This window comes from Acinetobacter sp. BEC1-S18-ESBL-01 (assembly GCF_014169935.1).
Lineage (GTDB): Bacteria > Pseudomonadota > Gammaproteobacteria > Pseudomonadales > Moraxellaceae > Acinetobacter > Acinetobacter pittii.
In genome coordinates, this window is the sequence record NZ_AP022302.1 from 2,486,967 (window position 1) to 2,503,040 (window position 16,074).

The window sequence follows — 16,074 nt, forward strand, 5'->3', positions numbered from 1 at the left end:
GCCATGACTTTAGAAATCAAGACATCAAATGTCGAACCTATTCGCCAGAACTACGCCTATATCGAAAGACGATTTGGTAGTAAGCCAGCAACTCGATATCAAGAAGTAAGTTTCGATGTACAGGCAGAAACTAACTTTCACTATCGTCCTTTGTGGAAACCTGAAAAGACCTTAAATGATAAAACCCATACTGCCCTGCAAATGCAAGATTGGTATGCATTTAAAGATCCACGTCAATTCTATTATGGAACTTATGTTCAGCACCGTGCACGTTTACAAGACACCGCCGAAAGTAATTTTGCTTTTTTTGAAAAACGTCAGCTTGCAGAACATTTGTCTGATGAAGTCAAAGCTAAGATCATTGAATGCTTATTGCCATTTCGCCACGTTGAACAAACGGCAAACTTACACATGATGTCTGGTAGTGCCTATGGTTATGGCACCGTGCTTACCCAAGCTTGTATCTATGCCGCGATGGATCATTTAGGTATTGCGCAGTACATCTCACGGATTGGCTTAGCTTTAGATGGTAATAGCGGCGACTCACTACAACAGGCAAAACAGGCTTGGATGCAGCATCCTGCATGGCAAGGCTTACGCCGTCTATGTGAAGAAAGCCTCACCGAGCAAGACTATTTCAAACTTTTCTTATTACAGAACCTTGTGATTGATGGCTTTGTGACAGAGCTGGTCTATCAACAGTTTGATCAGTGGTTAGTCACTCAACATGCTCGCGACTTAGCCATGCTGACTGAGTTTATGAAAGACACTTTAGGTGATTTACGTAAGTGGTCAGACACTGTCATTAAAACTGCGGCAGCAGAATCCAATCACAATAAACAACTATTAAATGAATGGTTCACCCAGTCTTTAGCTCAAGTAAAAGCAGCTTTTACGCCGTGGGCAACAGCAGCCTTAACAGCAGATGCAGTTGATCAAGCAGAACAAGCCGTTATTGAACGTGCAAAAAAACTCGGCCTGCAACCACTTACAAATGCTTAAGGAGAAGCAACATGTCTAAAGTCTATCTCGCATTACAAGACAACGATACTTCACGCTACATCCTCGAAGCGATTGAAGAAGATAACCCTGAAGCTTCAATTCAGTATTTACCCGCCATGATTCGCATTGAAAGTGAAACTGATTTGGTGATTAAAGCTAAAAGCGTATCTGAAAAACTAGGCCAAGATTGGGACATCCAATCGTTACAACTCAACATGATTACGCTAGGCGGCAACGTCGAAGAAGATGATGACACTTTCCGCCTTCACTGGAATTAATCACAACATAGATGTTGTTTAACAAAGATTTAAGGATGATCAATCATGACAACTCAAACGAAAGAAACCAGTAAAAAATTAAATGCGAAAGATCGTTACCGTGCATTAACCCGTGATCTGGACTGGGACTTTTCCTATGCTGACCGTAAAGAGGCCTTCCCTTATGAAGAGTTTGAAGGCATCAAAATTACGGACTGGTCTAAATGGGAAGATCCATTCCGTTTAACCATGGATGCTTACTGGAAATATCAGGCAGAAAAAGAGAAAAAACTTTATGCCATTTTTGATGCGTTTGCTCAAAACAATGGTCAGATGAATGTCAGCAATGAACGCTACTTAAATGCGATCAAGCTCTTCTTAACAGCGGTGACGCCACTTGAATATCAGGCTTATCAAGGCTATGCACATGTAGGCCGCCAATTTAGCGGTATTGGAGCACGTATTGCTTCTCAGATGCAGTCGATTGATGAGCTGCGTCATGTGCAGACCCAAATTCATGCCATGAGCCATTACAACAAGTTCTTTGATGGCTTTCAGGACTGGGCGCACATGCATGACCGCGTTTGGTATTTGTCTGTGCCTAAATCATTTTTTGAAGACGCTCGTTCCGCAGGCCCTTTCGAGTTTTTATTAGCGATTAGTTTTGCTTTTGAATATGTGCTTACCAATTTACTGTTTGTACCGTTTATGTCAGGTGCAGCTTATAACGGCGATATGGCAACCGTGACCTTTGGCTTTAGTGCGCAGTCAGATGAAGCACGCCACATGACGCTTGGTCTTGAAATCGTAAAATTCTTACTCGAACAGCATGAAGACAATGTGCCGATTGTGCAGGAATGGATTGATAAATGGTTCTGGCGTGGGACGCGTTTGCTTTCAATTGTAGGCATGATGATGGATTACATGCTGCCAAACAAAGTGATGTCTTGGAAAGAAGCTTGGGAAGTTTATTTTGAACAAGCAGGCGGTGCGCTATTTAAAGATTTAAGCCGCTATGGCATTCGTATGCCGAAATATAGCGATGTCATTGTGAAAGAAAAAGAGCATGTCTCACATCAGGCATGGTGGATTTTCTATAACTTTGGTCATGCTGCCGGTTTCCATACATGGATTCCAACCGACGAAGAAATGGATTGGTTATCTGCTAAATATCCAGACACTTTCGACAAATACTACCGTCCAAAATGGGAATTGGCTCGCAAAATGGAAGCTGAAGGTAAACGCTTCTATAGCGCAGGTTTACCACAGCTTTGTCAGGTTTGTCAGATTCCAATGACCTTTACTGAAATGGGCGATGACCCGACTCAGTTTAGTTATCGCCATAGCATCTATCAAGGCGAACGCTACCACACCTGTTCAGATGGCTGTCATGACATTTTCGAGCGTGAGCCTGAGAAATATATACAAGCATGGCTACCTGTAAATCAAATTTTGCAAGGCAACTGTGGTGGCGGTGACCTCGAAACCATGCTCCGCGATTATTACCGCATGAATGTCGGGGCCGACAATCTGGATATTGAAGGCTCACCAGACCAACAACGCTGGAAAAAATGGAAAGGCAACGCAGCTTAAGCACAAGGAATTGTTCAGGCAGTCATCAAACTGCCTGATCGGAAATAAGGAGATTGAATATGACTGTTCGCGCGATACACAACAATTATCAATTTGAACCACTTGATTTGCAAAAAAATTATGGCGATCAATTCTTACTTTACGTGGGTTGGGATCATCACACACTTTTTTGCTCAGCGCATGCCATGCTTGCCTCACCTCAACAAACTTTGGGACAGTTGATTGAGCAACAAATTACAGGTGGTTTTGCCCAACATCCAGATTTTGCCAAAATTGATTGGTCAAAAGTGCAATACACTTTAGATGGTCAAACAATCAATCCAGAGAATACACAAAGCTTGGCAGAGCTTGGTTTTGGGCATAAGTCATTGCTTCGTTTCGTTACGCCAGAATTAAATGGCTATAACGACAGCTACGTTTAATTCGGAGGTGTGTCATGAGTTATCAAGTCACCATTGAGCCGATCGGAACAACGATTGAAGTAGAAGAAGACCAAACCATTTTAGATGCCGCTTTACGTCAAGGCGTTTGGTTACCCTTTGCCTGTGGTCATGGCACTTGCGGGACATGTAAGGTTCAAGTCACCGACGGTTTTTACGATGTTGGTGAAGCCTCGCCATTTGCGCTCATGGATATTGAACGTGATGAAAATAAAGTGCTTGCCTGTTGCTGTAAACCACAGTCCGACATGATCATTGAAGCCGATGTTGATGAAGACCCAGATTTCTTAGGCCATTTGGTTCAAGACTATCAAGCGACAGTCATTGAAATAAAAGACTTATCGCCAACCATTAAAGGAATCCGACTACAACTAGATCGCCCAATCGAGTTCCAAGCTGGCCAATATATCAATGTCCAGTTCCCAGATATTGAAGGAACTCGAGCGTTTTCAATTGCCAATTCACCAAGTGAAGTGGGCATTGTTGAGTTGCATATTCGTAAAGTTGAAGGTGGTGCAGCGACGACTTATGTACATGAACAACTTGCCACAGGTGATCAGCTTGATATTTCAGGCCCTTATGGTCAATTTTTCATACGCAAGTCAGATGATCAAAATGCCATCTTCATTGCAGGTGGTTCAGGTCTTTCAAGTCCACAATCGATGATTTTAGATTTACTTGAATCTGGAGATAGTCGCACGATTTACCTCTTCCAAGGAGCACGAGACTTGGCAGAGCTATACAACCGAGAATTGTTTGAACAACTCGTGAAAGACTATCCGAACTTCCGCTATATCCCTGCCCTGAATGCACCAAAACCAGAAGACCAATGGACTGGATTTACCGGATTCGTGCATGAGGCTGTTGCCGATTACTTTGAAAATCGATGTGGTGGACACAAAGCGTATTTGTGCGGTCCTCCAATCATGATCGACTCGGCAATTTCAACACTCATGCAAAGTCGCTTATTCGAACGGGACATTCACACTGAACGGTTCTTAAGTGCAGCCGATGGCGCTGCTGGACAGTCACGTTCGGCTTTATTCAAACATATTTAAAGATAAACCTTTAAGCACTCCACTTTTTAAAATGAGCTTTGTATTTGTAATTTAGAGAGTAAATACAAAGCTCACAGGAGTTCTGCATCCCAAATTTTTAGGTTAAACAGACTCAAATTTTAAAGACCGTTAAGGAATAACGTTTTTTAGTGACAAGCCAAACAATACAGAATAGGACATTCTATGAATAACAAAATTGCTGCAATCATATGTGGTGTAATCAGCGCCCTTTACCTTCCCTCTGCATTTGCGACAGAAAACGGCTCGGACTCTTTTGCTTTAGGTGCCGAAGGTATGATGGCGGGTGCCTTACCACCTGCTGGGGTTTATCTACTCAGTTATTATCAAAATTATCACGCATCAGAGTTTCAAAATGGTCCCGATCAGTTCCATGTTGATGTCAACGCCGTGGTTCCTCGGTTGGTCTGGATGACCGATCAAAAAATTATGGATGGACAACTCGGGTTTTATGCAGCCCAGCCATTGGTTGATCTAAGACTCAAAGTAAATGGAATGGCTGACTCAAACCAAGGTCTCGGAGACTTGATTTTGGGTGGCATGCTCGGCTGGCACCAAGGAAATCATCACTGGATTGCAGCCCTAGAAACTGTGCTCGGGACAGGAGAATACGACACTCCAAGTACGACACATCCAGTTGAAGCTAATCTCGGGAAAAACTATCACACCATTCGACCGATTATTGCCTATAGTTATGCCAACGCAGCAGGTTTAGACCTTTCTACTAAACTGTCTTATAGCTGGAATACGCGTAACGACGCGACTGACTACCAGTCTGGACAATACATTGCGGGTGACTATAGTTTGGGTTATCGCATTAACCCAAAACTCAAAGTTGCAGTTGAAGGCTATGCCTTTAGACAAACCACAGATGACAAAGTAAACGAAAGTGACATTGGGTTTAAAGGACAGGCTTTTGCAATTGGTCCAGGCATTCAATATGCCGATAAGAACTGGTCTATTGAAGCCAAATTTCTAAAAGAAACCGAAGTCGAATATCGTCCCGAAGGCCATACTAGCTGGCTAAAACTGATTTGGGCTTTCTAAAACACATCAACGCATAGCTTCAACTTTTGAGGCTATGCACTTCTCTTATTTAAAAATCGATACCGTTTGAATCATCTATCGGGTTTTGATCGAGTATAAAGACAGTCCGTTGATAAGATATCCCTTCTAAGTCATAAACCTGATAAATACAATCAAATAGTGACTGTAAATCTTCACTTCGGTCCATTGCCCGTGCTGTAATAAAAATTGGGCTGACCGCGCCGTTATCTAAAATCGGAATATAGTTTAGGTGTGGAAATCGAATGGTATCGGCACTTGCTGGAATAATGCAGATCCCTTCTCCCGCTGCAACTAAGCCCAAAGCCAGTTGAATTTCTCGTATTTCATGCATATTTTTTGGAACCAAACTATGCTCGGCAAAAATATTCAAAAGCTGAGTTGAAAAATTAGGCTTTGGCGAAGTGGGATACATAAACATCTTTTCATCAATGAGATCGGCCAGATATACCCCTTCCGTACGCTGTGCAATAGGATGACTCGTATGCGCAGCAACCACCAAGCGTTCTTTACGTAGCAAAATACGTCTCACAGCAGGATCACTAATTCTTAAACGTCCAAAACCGACATCAATACGTCCTTCTTTTAATGCCTGTAGCTGTTCAGTAGTACTTAACTCCATAAGCTGAATATTCAAATGGGGTTGCTGCTGGCGAAATAAATAAATAATTCGAGGTAACAAACCATAGAGTAAAGACCCAACAAAACCAATGGTCATACTTCTTTCGATGAGACCAATACGTTTGGTCATACTTTTTATTTCTTCAGCATTCGACAAAAGTTTAAGGGCATGCTGATAAAAGAAATGTCCGGCTGGGGTTGTCTGTAAAGGACGGCTTCCGCGCTCAAACAGTTGAATTCCAAGCTCACTTTCCAGATTTTGAATCTGGCGACTCAAAGGTGGTTGAGCAATAAATAGTTTTTCGGCTGCCTTTGTAAAGCTCTGCTCTTCAACAACCGCAACAAAATACCGTAAATGTCTTAGTTCCATAAGGTTTCCATACCTTTAAGATATAAAAAAATGCAAATTCAGTCTTAGACACAGTTTAACCATTCTTTTAAGGTATATACAAGCAACAAACCGATGAAGTGATGAATTGCTTTGTGAACAAGCCTTTTGCCAATCTTCCAGTTATTCATCTTCATCAATTCACGGTTAAACACTCAGCGCACTCATGCGCTTCATTGAAAATATTAGGATATCAAGACCTTGTAGATCGTAGCTAAGGCCTTGGTGACTTCCACACTTTTGGAAAGTCGGAGAACGGACATGCCACGTATTCCTGTAATCAATACTAGCCATCTTGACCGTATTGATGAATTACTTGTCGATAACATCGATACAGGTGAGTTTAAACTTCATCGCTCAGTGTTTACTGACGAAGCTCTTTTTGACCTCGAAATGAAATATATCTTCGAAGGCAATTGGGTTTACTTAGCACACGAAAGCCAAATTCCAAACAATAATGACTACTACACTACTCATATTGGTCGTCAGCCTGTCATTATTGCACGTAACCGTAACGGTGAATTGAATGCCATGATCAATGCGTGTTCACACCGGGGAGCACAACTTTGCCGTTACAAGCGTGGTAACAAAGCAACGTATACTTGCCCTTTCCACGGCTGGACGTTTAACAACTCAGGTAAATTACTCAAGGTTAAAGATCCAAGTGAAGCAGGCTATTCTGACTGTTTTAACCAAGACGGCTCACATGACCTTAAAAAAGTGGCTCGTTTTGAAAGCTACAAAGGCTTCTTATTTGGCAGCTTAAATCCCGATGTTCCTTCACTTGAAGTATTCTTGGGTGAAACCACCAAAATCATCGACATGATTGTTGACCAGTCTGAACATGGTTTAGAAGTTTTACGTGGTTCATCTACCTATACCTATGAAGGCAACTGGAAACTCACCGCTGAAAATGGTGCCGATGGTTATCATGTTTCTGCTGTTCACTGGAACTATGCAGCAACAACTCAACACCGTAAAGAAACTCAAGCGGCGGATAACATCCGTGCGATGAGTGCAGGTTCTTGGGGTAAACAAGGCGGTGGTTCATATGGCTTTGAAAATGGCCACATGTTGCTTTGGACACAGTGGGCAAACCCAGAAGACCGTCCAAACTTCCCGAAAGCAGATGAATACACCGAAAAATACGGTGAAGCGATGTCGAAATGGATGATTGAGCGCTCACGTAATCTTTGTCTCTATCCAAATGTTTATTTGATGGATCAGTTTGGTTCGCAAATTCGTGTACTTCGCCCACTTTCGGTTAATCGAACTGAAGTCACCATTTACTGTATCGCACCTAAGGGCGAAGCACCTGAAGCTCGTGCACGTCGTATCCGCCAATATGAAGATTTCTTTAATGCATCAGGTATGGCAACACCAGACGATTTAGAAGAATTCCGTGCTTGTCAAGCAGGCTACGCAGGGATTGCACTTGAATGGAATGACATGTGCCGCGGTTCAAAACACTGGATTTATGGACCAGACGAGGCAGCAAATGAAATTGGTTTAAAACCCATGTTAAGTGGGATCAAAACTGAAGATGAAGGCCTGTATCTTGCCCAACATCAATATTGGTTATACACCATGAAACATGCGATTGCATCAGAGAAAGAAATTGCTGATCAGGGAGAAACAGCATGAGTGCTCAAGACAAAGCAACTTTAGAAAATATTGCTCAGTTTCTCTATCGTGAAGCTCGTTTTTTAGATGATGAACAATGGGATGAATGGATTGAATGCTATGCACCGGAAGCTTCTTTCTGGATGCCAGCTTGGGACGACGACGATAGATTAACTGAAGATCCACAATCTGAAATTTCACTTATTTATTACCCAGACCGTCAAGGTTTAGAAGATCGTGTGTTCCGTATTAAAACCGAGCGCTCATCTGCAACCATGCCAGACACACGCACAAGCCACAATATTGCCAACGTTGAAGTCGTAGAGCGTGACGGAGACAAAGTTACTGTTCGCTTTAACTGGAATACCTTGAGTTTCCGTTACAAGACAAATTACAGCTATTTCGGTATGTCACGTTATGTGATCGATTTTTCAGGTGATCAACCAAAAATCTTGAGCAAGTATGTCGTTTTGAAAAATGACTACATCAATCAAGTCATTGATATCTACCACCTTTAAGACATACCCCCTCAGTTAAACGGACTGTTGACTGAGGGTAAAAGTTTCAAATATTTTGTAGGATACATGCCATGTCAAACCATAATATCGCACTTCAATTTGAAGATGGTGTTACACGTTTCATTAACGTAGCTCAAGGCGAAACCCTATCTGACGCAGCCTATCGCCAAAAAATTAATATTCCTTTGGATTGCCGTGATGGTGCATGTGGAACTTGCCGCGCATTTTGCGAGTCCGGTAGTTATGACATGCCAGAAGAAACCTATATTGAAGATGCATTAACCCCAGAAGAAGCTGAGCAAGGCTATATTCTTGCTTGCCAATGTCGCCCAACTTCCGATGCAGTATTCCAGATTCAAGCCTCATCAGATGTTTGCAAAACAGAAATTCATAGTTTCCAAGGTACTTTAGCCCGCGTTGAAAACTTATCAGATTCAACCATCACATTTGATATTCAACTTGATGAAGGTCAACCGGATATTCATTTCCTTGCAGGTCAGTATGTAAATGTTGCAATTCCAGAAACTGGCGAAACCCGTTCATATTCATTTAGCTCAAAACCGGGCAACCGCTTAACGGGCTTTGTGGTCCGTAACGTACCGAACGGAAAAATGAGTGAATTCTTAAGCAAGAATGCTAAAGCTGGCGACAAAATGACATTTACCGGTCCATTCGGTAGCTTCTACTTACGTAATGTAGCGCGTCCTGTGCTTATGCTTGCAGGCGGTACTGGCATTGCCCCATTTATGTCGATGTTACAAGTACTTGAAGAAAAAGGTTCAGAACAACCAGTTCGTTTAGTCTTTGGTGTAACCAATGACTTTGATTTGGTTGCTTTAGAAAAACTCAATGAGTTGCAGGCAAAATTCCCATGGTTTGAATATCGAACTGTAGTTGCAAGCCCTGAGAGCAACCATGAACGCAAAGGCTATGTCACCAGTCATATTGAAAGTGAATGGTTAAATGGCGGTGATGTCGATGTTTATCTATGTGGCCCAGTACCAATGGTAGAAGCTGTACGTGGCTGGTTAGAAACTGAAAATATCAAACCTGCTAATTTCTTGTTTGAAAAATTCTCTGCGAATTAATAGGTGGAGAAATTATCTATGTCAAACCTTCAAAGATTTACAGATAAGGTCGTGATTGTTACGGGTAGTGCTCAAGGCATTGGTCGTGGCGTGGCACTGCAAGTTGCAGCTGAAGGCGGCCAAGTCATCATGGCTGACCGCTCCGAATATGTTGAAGAGGTTCTCAAAGAAATTCAGAGTGCAAATGGCAATGCCGTCACGGTTAATGCTGACCTTGAAACCTATGCAGGTGCACAAGCGGTTGTTGCAAAAGCCATTGAACATTATGGTCGGGTAGATATCCTGATTAATAATGTGGGTGGCGCGATCTGGATGAAACCTTTTGAAGAGTTTTCCGAAGAAGAGATCATTAAGGAAGTAAATCGCTCATTGTTTCCAACATTATGGTGCTGCCGCGCCGTGTTACCTGCCATGATTAAGCAACAATCGGGTGTAATAGTAAATGTATCTTCAATTGCAACCCGTGGCATTAACCGTATTCCCTACTCTGCATCGAAAGGTGGTGTAAATGCTTTAACGGCATCACTTGCTTTTGAACATGCCAAAGACGGAATTCGTGTCAATGCTGTTGCGACTGGTGGAACCGAAGCACCACCTCGCAAAGTACCGCGAAACGCCAACCCATTAAGTCAAAATGAAAAAGACTGGATGCAGCAAGTAGTTGATCAAACAATAGATCGAACATTTATGGGGCGTTATGGCACAATTCAAGAACAAGTGAATGCAATTTTATTTCTTGCATCAGACGAAGCATCATATATGACTGGCTCGGTTATTTCGGTCGGAGGTGGAGATCAGGGTTAACCCTGATCTTTTTGCATGATTGGGTAAATAATATGATTTGCATGGAGGCAATCACACATGGCAACCCTGTTAAAGACATTAAAAAATGACTGGTCCATATCAGCAACAGTTGCTGGCTTTCTTGCGGTTTTAATTTCTTATTCAGGCCCACTGATTATTTTTTTCCAAGCTGCTCAGCGTGCTCATGTGTCCACCGACATGATGGTGTCATGGATTTGGGGAATCTCAATTGGTGCCGCCGTTTCAGGTATTTATCTTTCGATTAAATATAAAACGCCTGTCATAACCGCGTGGTCTGCACCAGGTACAGCCCTGTTAGTTACCTTATTTCCAAACGTCTCATTAAATGAAGCAGTAGCCGCGTATATTACTTCTGCCATTGTTATATTCTTAATTGGTTTTACAGGTTACTTCGACAAGTTACTGAAGTGGATTCCACAAGACGTCGCTGCGGGCATGATGGCGGGTATTCTTTTTCAATTCGGTATTGGCCTATTTACCGCGTCTGATAGCATGCCTTTTATTGTCTTTAGCATGCTTATTGTCTTTTTAATTGCCAAACGTTTAATGCCGCGCTACACCATGATTTGGGTGTTAGCTGCAGGAGTTTTATTAAGCCTCATTTTAGGCAAAATGAATCCGGTTGATGTGAGTTTTAGTTTAGCTATTCCACAGTGGATTAGCCCAGAATGGACATGGAACTCAACATTGAACCTCGCCGTTCCTCTCATTTTAGTCAGTCTAACCGGCCAATTTTTACCGGGTATGGCGATTATGAAACTCAGCGGTTACGATACCCCAGCCAAACCCATTATTACTGTCACTAGTATTGCCTCTTTAGCTGTTGCCTGCGTCGGTGGTATTACCATTGTGCTTGCCTCAATTACCGCCGCTTTATGTATGGGCAAAGATGCACATGAACTGAAAGAAAAACGCTATATCGCAGGAATTGCCAATGGAATTTTTTATATTTTAGGAGGCTTATTTGCTGGCAGTATTGTCATGCTATTTAGCTTACTTCCTAAAGAGTTGGTTGCAGCATTGGCAGGTTTAGCCTTGCTTGGAGCAATTGCCACCAATATTTCTGTTGCCATGAAAAATGACAATCAACGTGATGCTGCACTTATTACCTTTTTAGCTACCGCATCAGGCATGCATTTTCTTGGATTAAGCTCAGTTTTTTGGGGTATTTGCATTGGTGTAATCGCCCATTTCATTCTCACCCCACGCTCAACGCCAGCCACAAATTAAGTTTTTTATCTAAGCGCCTACCACTAAAATAAAGCCTCAATCGCCAAATCAGGATGCAAATAATTTGCTAATTCTGATTTGGCGATTTTTATTAAATATAAATTAAATTTCATTTTTAAGATCAATTTCTAAAATAATTAAATAATAGATTTTAGTATTTTGTTTTTATATTTTTACTTCAACTCATAATATAAATTTAACGATATTTTCAAGCGTGATTATCATCAATAAAATCTATAAAAAAACATCTCTAAAATCCTTAAAATTCTCATAATACAATATTTAACCCTATTTTAAAGACACAACAAAGCCAACTAAAACAATAAAAATAAATACATGTTTTTCAAATAATTAAATTAATAAAAGCACAATACCTTAAAGACATAAAGATATATCAATTAGGTTTTTGACTCTAATCCAACAACAAAATAGTTTATTAAAAAATAACGCGATGCTTCACAAATTGGAGGTGAAGAAAATGGATACGAGTAAGGTTAATATTAATGAGTTAATTGATAAAGCTAGTTTTACATCTTTTCATTGGAAAGTTTTAATCTGGTGCTTACTTATTATTATTTTTGATGGATATGATTTAGTTATTTATGGGGTTGCTCTTCCTCTGTTAATGCAGCAATGGTCATTAACTGCTGTTGAAGCTGGTTTACTCGCCAGTGCTGCGCTATTCGGGATGATGTTCGGTGCTATGATTTTCGGCACACTTTCAGACAAACTGGGACGTAAAAAGACCATCCTGATTTGTGTCACCTTATTTAGCGGATTTACCTTTATGGGTGCCTTTGCCAAAGGACCAACAGAGTTTGCTATTTTGCGCTTTATCGCAGGTCTTGGGATTGGTGGCGTTATGCCAAATGTTGTCGCACTTATGACTGAATACGCACCCAAAAAAATCCGCAGTACATTAGTCGCAATCATGTTTAGTGGCTATGCAATTGGTGGCATGACATCTGCTCTACTCGGTGCATGGCTAGTAAAAGATATGGGCTGGCAAATCATGTTTTTAATTGCGGGTATTCCCCTGTTGCTGCTCCCACTCATCTGGAAATTTTTGCCAGAATCTCTCGCCTTTTTAGTGAAATCAAACCATAGCGAGCAGGCGAAAGGTATTGTGAGTAAAATTGCACCTCAAACTCAGGTAAACGCCAATACTCAACTGGTATTAAATGAAAGCACCACAACAGATGCACCTGTCCGTGCGCTTTTCCAACAGGGTCGTACCTTCAGCACATTTATGTTCTGGATTGCTTTCTTTATGTGCCTACTCATGGTGTATGCCTTAGGAAGTTGGTTACCTAAACTCATGCTCCAAGCGGGCTACTCATTAGGTGCAAGCATGTTGTTCCTGTTTGCACTCAATATTGGCGGTATGGTCGGAGCAATTGGTGGCGGTGCTTTAGCAGACAGATTCCATTTAAAACCTGTTATTACGATCATGTTTATTGTGGGATCGGCAGCTTTAATTCTGCTTGGCATTAATAGTCCACAATTTATTTTATATAGCCTGATTGCGATTGCTGGTGCTGCCACCATTGGTTCACAAATCTTACTCTACACTTTCGTGGCACAGTTCTATCCGACAGCACTTCGTTCAACTGGCATGGGCTGGGCATCTGGAATTGGTCGTATTGGCGCGATTATCGGACCAGTTTTAACAGGAGCCCTACTCACACTTGAGCTTCCTCACCAAATGAATTTTTTAGCGATTGCAATTCCGGGTGTGATTGCTGCACTTGCAATATTTATGGTCAATCTCAAAGCCTCTGTTGCCGCACAAACGCCTTCAACCTTTAACCCTCAAAACACGCTTACCCAGCAATAAATATAAATGCGCCGAGGACTGGCGCATCTTTTTTGGAAATGGATTATGGAATTATTTCACCGTTTTAAACCACACACTTTAGCCGTTGCCACTTTATTACTGATGTGCAGTAACTCATGGGCCGCAAATCCAAATCAGCAAACTGAAGATGAATGGAAATTCACTTTAAAAAATGCCTATATCAACCGTAATTTTGATAATGATTCACTCAAAGATACGGGCAGTTGGTCTCAGGCAGCGTCTTTATTTTATAAATCGAAAATGCATGACACTCCGTTAGTCATAGCAGACAAGCCAATCACAATTGGGGCCGATGCATCGGTTCAATACGCCGTGCGCTTGAGTTCAGACAAACATGTCGCTGACACAGTTTTGCCTTTTAATAAAGAAACGCAATCTCAGGCTTCAGATTATTTAAAATACGGCGCGACTTTAAAGCTGGGTTATGACAAAACTCTTTTAAGTGTCGGTGAACTCTGGCTAGATTTACCTGTAACGGCTGTAGATGCTAGTCGTCAGTTACTCACTTCATATTGGGGAACCAATTTAAAGTCACAACTTTCAGATCAGCTTTATGCCGAAATTGGACGGGTTGAAAAAGTCTCTCCACGTAATGAAGAAGACTTTAAAAAGTTTTCCTTTACTGCAAATGGAGTTACTAAAGAATCTGATGGGTTAAATTATATTGACCTACGTTATCAATTCACGCCGTCTTTAAAGGGTGAATATTACTTCGGTAATTTAGAAGATCTGTATAACAAACACTATGTAGGACTTGAACATACGTGGAAACAGCCAAGTTTTGCTCTGACCTCTAAGTTTAAATACTTTAATGCAAAAGATGATGGCAATACCTTTGATATTGATGCTCAAAACATCGGGGTGCTAGAAACGCTCAAAGTAAAAAACCATACCTTTGGCTTGGGGTACCAGCAGATTATCGGTGAGTCGGCTTATCCATTACCAGATGGTTTCTTACCAGAGACGTATTTCATTAACTGGAACGCAACTGGATTCTTTAAAGAAGACGAAAAGTCCTATCATGTAATGTATGGCTACGACTTTAAAGACTATGTACCGGGCCTAAATGCGATGGTGAAATATGTCTATGGCCATGACTTTAAAGCAGCCAATGGTGAAAAAAACCATGAAACTGAGTCGAATGTGATTTTAAACTACGCATTTCAGCAACCGTTCCTAAAAGGTGTTGCCCTGCAATACATTCGTATTGATTACAACGTTAAACATGGTAATGACTTTGGTGAAGATCGCCTGTTTGTAAACTACACCAAAAAGTTTTAATCATTTTTGATTCAATTGAAGCGGGCTAATTTTAGTCCGCTTTATTATTTTTGACTCATAAAAAAACGCTCTTACGAGCGTTTTTTAATTAACTTTGCAACTTAAGCAACGTGCTTTTGTACAACAATCGAACCGACTGAATAACCAGCACCGAAAGATGAAATCACACCATATTCGCCATTATCTACTTCATGGCCTGTACGGTGTAAAGCAATAATCACACCTGCTGAAGAAGTATTGGCAAACTCATCTAGAATAATTGGGGCACGGCTTAGATCTGCCTCTTTACCAGCCACATATTTCAAGATTAATTCATTCATGTTGGCATTGGCTTGGTGTAACCAGAAACGCTTAATATCGTTTGCAGTTAACTGCATTTTTTCCAACTGCGCATTAATAATTTTTGCTACAAGCGGACAAACATCTTTAAATACCTTGCGGCCATCTTGACGGAATAGCTTGTCGTCAACAACTGCATCTTCACTACGGTTTAAGAAACCAAAGTTATTGTGAATGTTGTTTGAAAATTGAGTAAATAAATGAATATCTAAAATTTCAAAACCAGTTTTAGTAGTGGTTTCTTCAATAATAGAAGCCGTTGCAACATCACCAAAAATGAAGTGACAATCACGATTACGGTAATCTAAGTGACCCGATGTAATCTCAACGTTCACCAATAAAACACGACGAGCACCCGAGCGAATTGCATCTGCCGCTTGTTTCAAACCAAAAGTTGCAGCTGAACATGCAACGTTCATGTCGTAGGCATAACCTTGAATGCCAAGTGCTGACTGAATTTCAATCGCTACAGCCGGATAAGCACGCTGCATGTTTGAGCATGCCAAAATTACAACATCGATATCTTCAGCAGTTACGCCTGCATTTTCCATTGCCTGCTTCGCAGCAATAACGCCCCACTCTGCTTGAAGTGAAAGTTCGTCATTTGAACGTTCAGACAAACGAGGACGTAAACGATTTGGATCGAGAATACCTGATTTCTCAATCACGTAACGGCGCTTAATACCAGACGCTTTTTCAATAAATTCAGCACTAGAACCACGTAATTCTTCTAGCTCACCTGCTGCAATTTTCTCTGCATTCTCTTGGTTATATTGTTCCACATAAGCATTTAAACTGTCGGCCAGTTCTTCATTAGAAATGATTTCTGTTGGGTGAAATAACCCAGTACCTGTGATACGAATGCCCATG

The 16,074-nt window shown here is 41.3% G+C and carries 15 protein-coding genes and 1 pseudogene; 13 read left to right on the forward strand and 3 right to left on the reverse strand.

What is annotated here, in order from left to right; all coding sequences use genetic code 11:
* Nucleotides 1-3 precede the first annotated feature (3 nt).
* The 6 genes from H7R46_RS11755 (at nucleotide 4) to H7R46_RS11780 (ending at nucleotide 5,415) form a co-directional block, all read left to right on the forward strand.
* Nucleotides 4-1,002 (forward strand): aromatic/alkene monooxygenase hydroxylase subunit beta, encoded by a 999-nt coding sequence (locus tag H7R46_RS11755; protein ID WP_005070261.1) that lies wholly within the window; start codon nucleotides 4-6, stop codon nucleotides 1,000-1,002.
* Nucleotides 1,003-1,013: 11 nt separating this feature from the next.
* The gene (locus H7R46_RS11760; protein ID WP_005070263.1) at nucleotides 1,014-1,280 is read left to right on the forward strand and encodes an MmoB/DmpM family protein; all 267 of its coding nucleotides are present in this window, start codon (nucleotides 1,014-1,016) and stop codon (nucleotides 1,278-1,280) included.
* A 45-nt stretch (nucleotides 1,281-1,325) separates the two neighbouring features.
* Entirely contained in the window at nucleotides 1,326-2,852 is a 1,527-nt protein-coding gene (locus tag H7R46_RS11765; protein ID WP_004702709.1) for an aromatic/alkene/methane monooxygenase hydroxylase/oxygenase subunit alpha, read from the forward strand.
* 59 nt (nucleotides 2,853-2,911) lie between these two features.
* Entirely contained in the window at nucleotides 2,912-3,274 is a 363-nt protein-coding gene (locus tag H7R46_RS11770; RefSeq protein ID WP_005070265.1) for a phenol hydroxylase subunit P4, read from the forward strand.
* 14 nt (nucleotides 3,275-3,288) lie between these two features.
* The gene (locus H7R46_RS11775) at nucleotides 3,289-4,350 is read left to right on the forward strand and encodes an NADH:ubiquinone reductase (Na(+)-transporting) subunit F (protein WP_005070268.1); all 1,062 of its coding nucleotides are present in this window, start codon (nucleotides 3,289-3,291) and stop codon (nucleotides 4,348-4,350) included.
* Nucleotides 4,351-4,533: 183 nt separating this feature from the next.
* On the forward strand, nucleotides 4,534-5,415 hold the full coding sequence (locus H7R46_RS11780) for a transporter (protein ID WP_005070269.1): 882 nt from the start codon (nucleotides 4,534-4,536) through the stop codon (nucleotides 5,413-5,415).
* Between the two features lie 49 nt (nucleotides 5,416-5,464).
* Here the strand turns inward: H7R46_RS11780 and H7R46_RS11785 are convergent, their stop codons facing one another.
* Both H7R46_RS11785 and H7R46_RS11790 read right to left on the reverse strand, forming a co-directional pair.
* Nucleotides 5,465-6,424: a LysR family transcriptional regulator gene (locus H7R46_RS11785; RefSeq protein ID WP_005070270.1), complete on the reverse strand. Its 960-nt coding sequence runs from the start codon at nucleotides 6,422-6,424 to the stop codon at nucleotides 5,465-5,467.
* 44 nt (nucleotides 6,425-6,468) lie between these two features.
* Complete coding sequence (locus H7R46_RS11790; RefSeq protein WP_002011251.1) at nucleotides 6,469-6,597, reverse strand: hypothetical protein; 129 nt, start codon at nucleotides 6,595-6,597, stop codon at nucleotides 6,469-6,471.
* 106 nt (nucleotides 6,598-6,703) lie between these two features.
* On the opposite strand from H7R46_RS11790, the gene benA reads away from it, so the two are divergent.
* The 7 genes and pseudogenes from benA (at nucleotide 6,704) to H7R46_RS11825 (ending at nucleotide 14,865) form a co-directional block, all read left to right on the forward strand.
* Entirely contained in the window at nucleotides 6,704-8,086 is a 1,383-nt protein-coding gene (gene benA, locus H7R46_RS11795; protein WP_005070272.1) for a benzoate 1,2-dioxygenase large subunit, read from the forward strand.
* Nucleotides 8,083-8,602, forward strand: a pseudogene (benB, locus tag H7R46_RS11800) (benzoate 1,2-dioxygenase small subunit). Before benA ends, benB begins: the two are co-directional and overlap by 4 nt.
* A 52-nt stretch (nucleotides 8,603-8,654) precedes the next feature.
* Complete coding sequence (gene benC, locus H7R46_RS11805; protein WP_005070276.1) at nucleotides 8,655-9,671, forward strand: benzoate 1,2-dioxygenase electron transfer component BenC; 1,017 nt, start codon at nucleotides 8,655-8,657, stop codon at nucleotides 9,669-9,671.
* Nucleotides 9,672-9,689: 18 nt separating this feature from the next.
* Complete coding sequence (locus H7R46_RS11810; protein ID WP_032012889.1) at nucleotides 9,690-10,475, forward strand: 1,6-dihydroxycyclohexa-2,4-diene-1-carboxylate dehydrogenase; 786 nt, start codon at nucleotides 9,690-9,692, stop codon at nucleotides 10,473-10,475.
* Between the two features lie 57 nt (nucleotides 10,476-10,532).
* Nucleotides 10,533-11,726 (forward strand): benzoate/H(+) symporter BenE, encoded by a 1,194-nt coding sequence (gene benE / locus H7R46_RS11815; RefSeq protein ID WP_005070280.1) that lies wholly within the window; start codon nucleotides 10,533-10,535, stop codon nucleotides 11,724-11,726.
* A 478-nt stretch (nucleotides 11,727-12,204) separates the two neighbouring features.
* Entirely contained in the window at nucleotides 12,205-13,563 is a 1,359-nt protein-coding gene (locus H7R46_RS11820) for an aromatic acid/H+ symport family MFS transporter (RefSeq protein ID WP_005070282.1), read from the forward strand.
* Nucleotides 13,564-13,608: 45 nt separating this feature from the next.
* The gene (locus tag H7R46_RS11825; protein WP_005070283.1) at nucleotides 13,609-14,865 is read left to right on the forward strand and encodes an OprD family outer membrane porin; all 1,257 of its coding nucleotides are present in this window, start codon (nucleotides 13,609-13,611) and stop codon (nucleotides 14,863-14,865) included.
* 101 nt (nucleotides 14,866-14,966) lie between these two features.
* Here H7R46_RS11825 and H7R46_RS11830 read toward each other — a convergent pair whose 3' ends face one another.
* Nucleotides 14,967-16,073, reverse strand: coding sequence for a beta-ketoacyl-ACP synthase III (locus tag H7R46_RS11830; RefSeq protein WP_005070284.1), 1,107 nt, complete (start codon nucleotides 16,071-16,073; stop codon nucleotides 14,967-14,969).
* Nucleotide 16,074 lies beyond the last annotated feature (1 nt).